Origin of the sequence: Massilia niastensis DSM 21313, assembly GCF_000382345.1 — a bacterium.
Classification (GTDB): domain Bacteria; phylum Pseudomonadota; class Gammaproteobacteria; order Burkholderiales; family Burkholderiaceae_D; genus Telluria; species Telluria niastensis.
Genome location: NZ_KB908189.1, coordinates 1 through 5,700, shown reverse-complemented (window position 1 = coordinate 5,700; position 5,700 = coordinate 1). Strand labels below are relative to the sequence as shown.

Below are 5,700 nucleotides of genomic sequence, written 5' to 3'. Positions count from 1 at the left end.
ACCTCCGGATGGGAACTGCACAAGGCCGAGATCGAGCTGGTCGAGGTCTTCGAACAGCATGGCGTCAGGCTGCAACTGTTCCATGGCCGCGGCGGTTCGGTCGGACGCGGCGGCGGCCCGAGCTACGAAGCGATCCTGGCGCAGCCGGCCGGTGCGGTGCGGGGCCGGATCCGCCTGACCGAACAGGGTGAAGTCATCACGGCGAAATACGCCAACCCGGAAGTCGGACGCCGCAACCTCGAAGTACTGGTGGCGGCCACGCTGGAGGCGACCCTGCTGTCGCACGACCAGCCGGAGCCCTGCGCGGCCCAAACCGCGGCGATGGAATTCCTGTCCGGCGAAGCGCTGCGCGCCTACCGCTCGCTGGTCTATGACACCGAAGGATTCGAGACCTATTTCTGGGAGTCGACCGTGATTTCCGAGATCGCCGCCCTGAACGTCGGCAGCCGTCCCGCCTCGCGCAGGAAGTCCCGGTCGATCGAGGACCTGCGCGCGATTCCTTGGGTGCTGAGCTGGGCCCAGTGCCGTGTGATGCTGCCTGGCTGGTACGGCTTCGGCTCCGCCGTGCAGGCATACCTGGCGACCCATCCCGACGGCTTGTCGCGGTTGCAGGAGATGTACCAGGAATGGCCGTTCTTCAAGACCACCTTGTCGAATATGGACATGGTCCTGGCCAAGAGCGATATGGCGATCGCGAGCCGCTATGCGGAACTGGTCGGCGACGCGGCCTTGCGCGACGCGATCTTCGGGCGCATCCGTGGCGAGCATGCGCTGACGGTGACGGCGCTCAAGCAGATTACCGGCCAGGCTGAATTGCAGGAAGCGAATCCGCTGTTGCAGCGTTCGATCCGCAACCGCTTCCCCTACATCGACCCGCTCAACCATGTGCAGGTCGCGCTGCTGCGGCGCTTCCGTGACGGCGATACGGACACCGCCACGCGCGAGGGTATTCATCTCTCGATCAATGGCATCGCGGCCGGTCTGCGCAACAGCGGTTGACTCGGAGCGAGGTACCGCGATCACGCCCTGTTACCGCTGGAGAGCACCATCGTGTCCGCGAAAATCGATCCGACAACCCTGAGAATATTTCTTACGATCATAGAGGAAGCCAGCCTGGCACGTGCGGCGGAGCGCCATTTCATGGCAACGTCGGCCGTCAGCAAGCGGATCAGCGACCTGGAAGATACGCTTGCAGTCCAGTTGCTGGAGCGGCATAGCGGGGGTGTCAGGCCGACCGCGGCGGGATGTGAGCTGGTCCGCCATGCCAAGGAAATGCTCCTGCTTCTTGCGCGAATGCGCGCTGATTTGAGCGGCTTCGGCGAAGGCGTGAAAGGCGACGTCAATGTGTTTGCGAACAGTACCTCGATCGTGGGATTCCTGGGCAAGGATATGTGCGGTTTCCTTGGCCGCTACCCCGGGGTGCAGGTGCGCCTGGAAGAATGGAGCAGTCCGTACATCGTGCGCTCGGTGCGCGATGGGATCGCCGATATCGGCATCTTCTGGTCCGGCGCCGCGTCCGCCGGCCTGACGATCCTGCCTTACCGTCCGGCGAACCTGGTGGTCGTGGTCCCTCGCGGCCATGCGCTGGCAGGCGAGACGCGCGTCGCGTTTGGGCAGACGCTGGACTACGACCATATCGCCTTCCATGAGGGCAGCCTGCTCTATCGGATGACGCAGCAGGCCGCCGCAGCGGCGCGCCGGCCGATCCGCACCCGGTTGCAGGTTACCAGCTTCGATGCCGTACGCACCATGGTGCGGGCCGGTCTTGGCCTGGCGGTGATGACCGATGTCACGGTGGGCCAGCCTGGCGACGAGGAGGGGTGGGCGGTCATACCCCTGAGCGACGCCTGGGCATCGCTCGAGATCGTGATCGGATTCCGGGAGTTCGACACGCTGCCGCGCGCGGCCCAGCATTTCGTCACGCACCTGCAGGCGGCCGCCCGCTCCGCGGACTGACCCCGCCAGCCAGGGACGGCCACCGGCGTGGTCCCTGTCGAAGCGGGCGTTCGAAATCGGGGAACGCCGCAATCGAAATCCGATAATTTACGGCACGCCCGGGCGGCGAGACACTGTCATCACACTCATTCATTCGATGGCAGATCCTTATGACACTCCCACTTGCCGGCATCACCGTCGTGTCGCTCGAACAGGCGATTGCCGCACCTCTGGCATCCAGGCACCTCGCGGACTGGGGCGCCCGCGTCATCAAGGTAGAACGGCCCGGCGTCGGCGATTTTGCGCGCGGCTATGACAAGGTCATGAATGGCATGTCCAGCCAGTTTGTCTGGGCGAACCGGTCCAAGGAAAGCATCGCGCTGGATATCAAGTCCGAGGAGGGGGCGGCAGTGCTGGACGAACTCCTGGCGCACGCGGACGTGTTCATCCAGAACCTGGCGCCGGGCGCCGCCAGGAAGCTGGGCGTGGATGCGAAAAGCCTGCTTGCTCGCCACCCGCGCATGATCGCCTGCGATATTTCAGGTTACGGATCCACCGGACCTTACCGCAACAAGAAGGCCTACGACCTCCTGGTGCAATGCGAGACCGGCTTCCTGTCGATCAATGGCACCCCGGACGACCAGGCCAAATGCGGCTTGTCCATCGTCGATATTTCCGCCGGCATGTACGCACTGAACGGCATCCTCATGGCCCTGTACCGCCGTGAACGGACCGGGGAGGGAACGGCGTTCGAGGTCTCCCTGTTCGATTCCATGACCGAGTGGATGAGCTATCCGGCGTACTACACGCGCGACGGCGGCGATCCGCTGGTGCGATCCGGCGCGCGTCACGCCACCATTGCACCGTACGGCCCGTTCGTTGCCGGAGACGGGAAAACCGTCTTCTTCGGCATACAGAACGAACGGGAGTGGACGAGCTTTTGCGAGCATGTACTCGCCGACCCCGGGCTCGCGTCCGATGCGCGCTTCCGGTCGAATCCGGACCGCATGCGCAACCAGGCGGCGCTCGAACTCCTCATTACGGACTGCTTCAGCACCTGGAACAGCAGCCAGGTGATCGCGAAACTGGAGTCGGCGTCGATTGCCAATGCGCGCCTGAACGACGTGCAGGCGTTCCTGGAGCACCCCCAGCTCCACGAACGCCAACGTATCCGTACCGTTGGCAGCCCCGCGGGACCATTGGATGTCTTTCTCCCGCCCGTGATCATCGATGGGCTGGACCCAGTCATGCGCGACGTTCCGGCAGTGGGCGAACACACCGAGAGAATCCGCAGTGAATTCGGGTGTTGAATGCACATCTCGACACCAGTGACCGGCGCCAGCCGACAACCAGGAGCAGTGGAAAATGAATAATCGTGTGACCCGTACCTATCTTGCGGTACCCGCGCATCAGTCGAAGCACGTCGAATCGGCAGCCCGGTCCGCGGCCGACGCCGTCTTCCTGGACCTGGAGGATGCCGTCCCTGAATCGCAGAAGGAGATGGCGCTCAAGGGGGCAATCGAGGCGCTCAACCAGCTTGAATGGGGCCGCAAGGTAGTGAGCGTGCGCGTGAACGTGGCGGGCAGCCGGCAGGACGATGAAGTCAGGGCCTTGCTTGCCGCAGCGCCGCGGCTCGACACGATCCTGGTGCCCAAGGTCGAATCGGCCCGGCAGATCGTGCATCTCACCGGGCTGATGGCCGCGGCGGGAACGCCGCATGCGCGTGGTGTCGGGATCGAGGCGATGATCGAGACGGCGCGTGGACTGGCATTCTGCGAACAGATCGCCGGCGCCTCGGAAACTGTGGAAGCGCTGCACTTCGGCGTGGGCGATTTTGCCGCTTCGCTCGGCGCGAAAGGGGTGGAAATTGGCCAGTCCCATCCGCTCTATGCGCTGAGCTCCCGCCACGGCGACGGCTATGTCACCACGCCGCTCGACATGTGGACCTATCCGATGATGCGCATCCTGGTCGCGGCGCGCGCATTCGGGCTGCGTGCGGTCGACGGACCGTGCGGCGCGTTTCGCGACATCACGTTGAGCCGGCACAGCGCGGAAAAGGCTGCCGCGCTCGGATTCGACGGCAAGCAGGTGATCCATCCGGTGCAGATCAGCGATACGGCCGCCGCCTTCCTGCCCACCGATGCCGAATACGCAATGGCATTGAAAGTCATCGAGGCGCTGGCGCAGGCGGAGCGGGACGGGCGCGGCGCGGTGCAGGTCGATGGAAAGCTGGTGGACTACGCAAACATCCGCATGGCGCACAGGGTCCTCGATTTGCGGTCGGCCGCCACGCCAGGGGCCTGGCTGTCTGGACAGTAAAGACATGCCTCGCTGTTCACTGGCACCTAAGCATCATCAAAAACTACGGAGACTGGAAATGAAAACACGTTTTACGTTGCTGGGCGTTTGTGTCATGGCATGGGCGGGCGTTGCGGCCGGCCCCGTGGCCGCGCAGGACTATCCGGCCAAGCCGGTCACCATCATCGTGCCCCAGGCGCCGGGCGGGACCAACGACATCATTGCACGCCTGCTGGCGGCGGATTTGACCACCCGCCTCGGGCAGCAGTTCATTGTCGAAAACAAGGCCGGCGCCGGCGGAAACATCGGAACCCAGTATGCCGCCCGGTCGACGCCGGACGGCTACGCGATCCTCCTGACCATCAGTAGCACGCAGGCGATCAATCCCGCCGTGTACAAGAAGGTTCCGTTCGATCCGATCAAGGACTTCGAGCCCATTGGCATCGTCGCGACGGTGCCGAACGTGCTGGTCGCGCATCCGAGCTTTCCGGCAAATTCGATGAAGGAAGTGATCGCGCTGGCGAAGACCAAACCAGGCTATTTTCGCTATGCCTCCGCAGGGAATGGCTCCCTGAATCACCTGCTCGGCGCCATGCTCAATTCCATGGCGGGTATCTCGCTCGAGCATGTGCCCTACAAGGGCGTCGGTCCGGCCTTGACCGACGTAGTGGGCAACCAGATTCCGTTGGCGTTTGCCAGCTTGCCCTCGGTGCTGCCCTTTATCAAATCCGGCAAGCTGAAAGCGCTGGGCGTCAGTTCCCTGAAGCGCGCGCCCTCCGCACCGGACATACCGGCCATCGGCGAAACCATCCCTAACTTCAGTGGCGACCTGTGGGTGGGCCTGTTCGCGGTGAAGGGGACACCGAAGCCGATCATGACCAGGCTCACGTCGACCCTGGACAAGATCGCCGCTGATAAAGCGACGCAGGAAAAATTCAGTTCGCGGGGCGCGGAGATGTATCACACGACGCCGGAACAGCTTGCCGCCATCCTGAAGACGGACATCGAGAAATGGGCCAGGATCGTGAAAGACGCGGGCGCCACGATCGACTAGGCATGCCGGCAGCGCCGCGAGTACGGGCCTGGCCGAGCGTCGTCCGGCGCCGTACCGCGGCGCCGGGCGGGATCGGTCTCAGATTGCGCGGCGCACCAGCAATTCCTTGATCTTGCCGATCGCCTTGTTCGGGTTCAGGCCCTTCGGGCACACGTCCGTGCAGTTCATGATCGAGTGGCAGCGGAACAGGCGGTACGGGTCTTCCAGGTTGTCCAGGCGCTCGTTGGTGGCTTCGTCGCGGCTGTCGGCGATGAAGCGGTAGGCCTGCAGCAGGCCGGCCGGGCCGACGAACTTGTCCGGGTTCCACCAGAACGACGGGCACGAGGTCGAGCAGCAGGCGCACAGGATGCATTCGTACAGGCCGTCGAGCTCTTCGCGCTCTTCCGGCGACTGCAGGCGTTCCTTCTCCGGCT

At 64.1% G+C, this 5,700-nt stretch carries 6 protein-coding genes; 5 read left to right on the top strand and 1 reads right to left on the bottom strand.

Annotated elements, in window-relative coordinates:
• The 5 genes from H162_RS0129370 to H162_RS0129350 all read left to right on the top strand — a co-directional run.
• Nucleotides 1-999 (top strand): phosphoenolpyruvate carboxylase (locus H162_RS0129370; RefSeq protein ID WP_020657047.1); only part of this gene is annotated, 999 nt, incomplete at its 5' end.
• Between the two features lie 51 nt (nucleotides 1,000-1,050).
• Complete coding sequence (locus H162_RS0129365) at nucleotides 1,051-1,956, top strand: LysR family transcriptional regulator (RefSeq protein ID WP_084677186.1); 906 nt, start codon at nucleotides 1,051-1,053, stop codon at nucleotides 1,954-1,956.
• 149 nt (nucleotides 1,957-2,105) lie between these two features.
• Nucleotides 2,106-3,245, top strand: a complete 1,140-nt coding sequence (locus tag H162_RS0129360) for a CaiB/BaiF CoA transferase family protein (protein WP_020657045.1) — start codon at nucleotides 2,106-2,108, stop codon at nucleotides 3,243-3,245.
• Between the two features lie 55 nt (nucleotides 3,246-3,300).
• Complete coding sequence (locus tag H162_RS0129355) at nucleotides 3,301-4,254, top strand: HpcH/HpaI aldolase/citrate lyase family protein (RefSeq protein WP_040788578.1); 954 nt, start codon at nucleotides 3,301-3,303, stop codon at nucleotides 4,252-4,254.
• 94 nt (nucleotides 4,255-4,348) lie between these two features.
• Nucleotides 4,349-5,287: a Bug family tripartite tricarboxylate transporter substrate binding protein gene (locus H162_RS0129350; RefSeq protein WP_020657043.1), complete on the top strand. Its 939-nt coding sequence runs from the start codon at nucleotides 4,349-4,351 to the stop codon at nucleotides 5,285-5,287.
• 78 nt (nucleotides 5,288-5,365) lie between these two features.
• Here H162_RS0129350 and H162_RS0129345 read toward each other — a convergent pair.
• Nucleotides 5,366-5,700: 4Fe-4S dicluster domain-containing protein (locus H162_RS0129345; RefSeq protein ID WP_020657042.1), on the bottom strand; the 335-nt coding region annotated here is incomplete at its 5' end.

Bases quoted from the DNA above. Each gene is read 5' to 3' on its own strand.
- H162_RS0129350 (WP_020657043.1), top strand. From the start codon at position 4,349: ATGGCATGGGCGGGCGTTGCGGCCGGCCCCGTGGCCGCGCAGGACTAT.
- H162_RS0129355 (WP_040788578.1), top strand. From the start codon at position 3,301: ATGAATAATCGTGTGACCCGTACCTATCTTGCGGTACCCGCGCATCAG.
- H162_RS0129360 (WP_020657045.1), top strand. From the start codon at position 2,106: ATGACACTCCCACTTGCCGGCATCACCGTCGTGTCGCTCGAACAGGCG.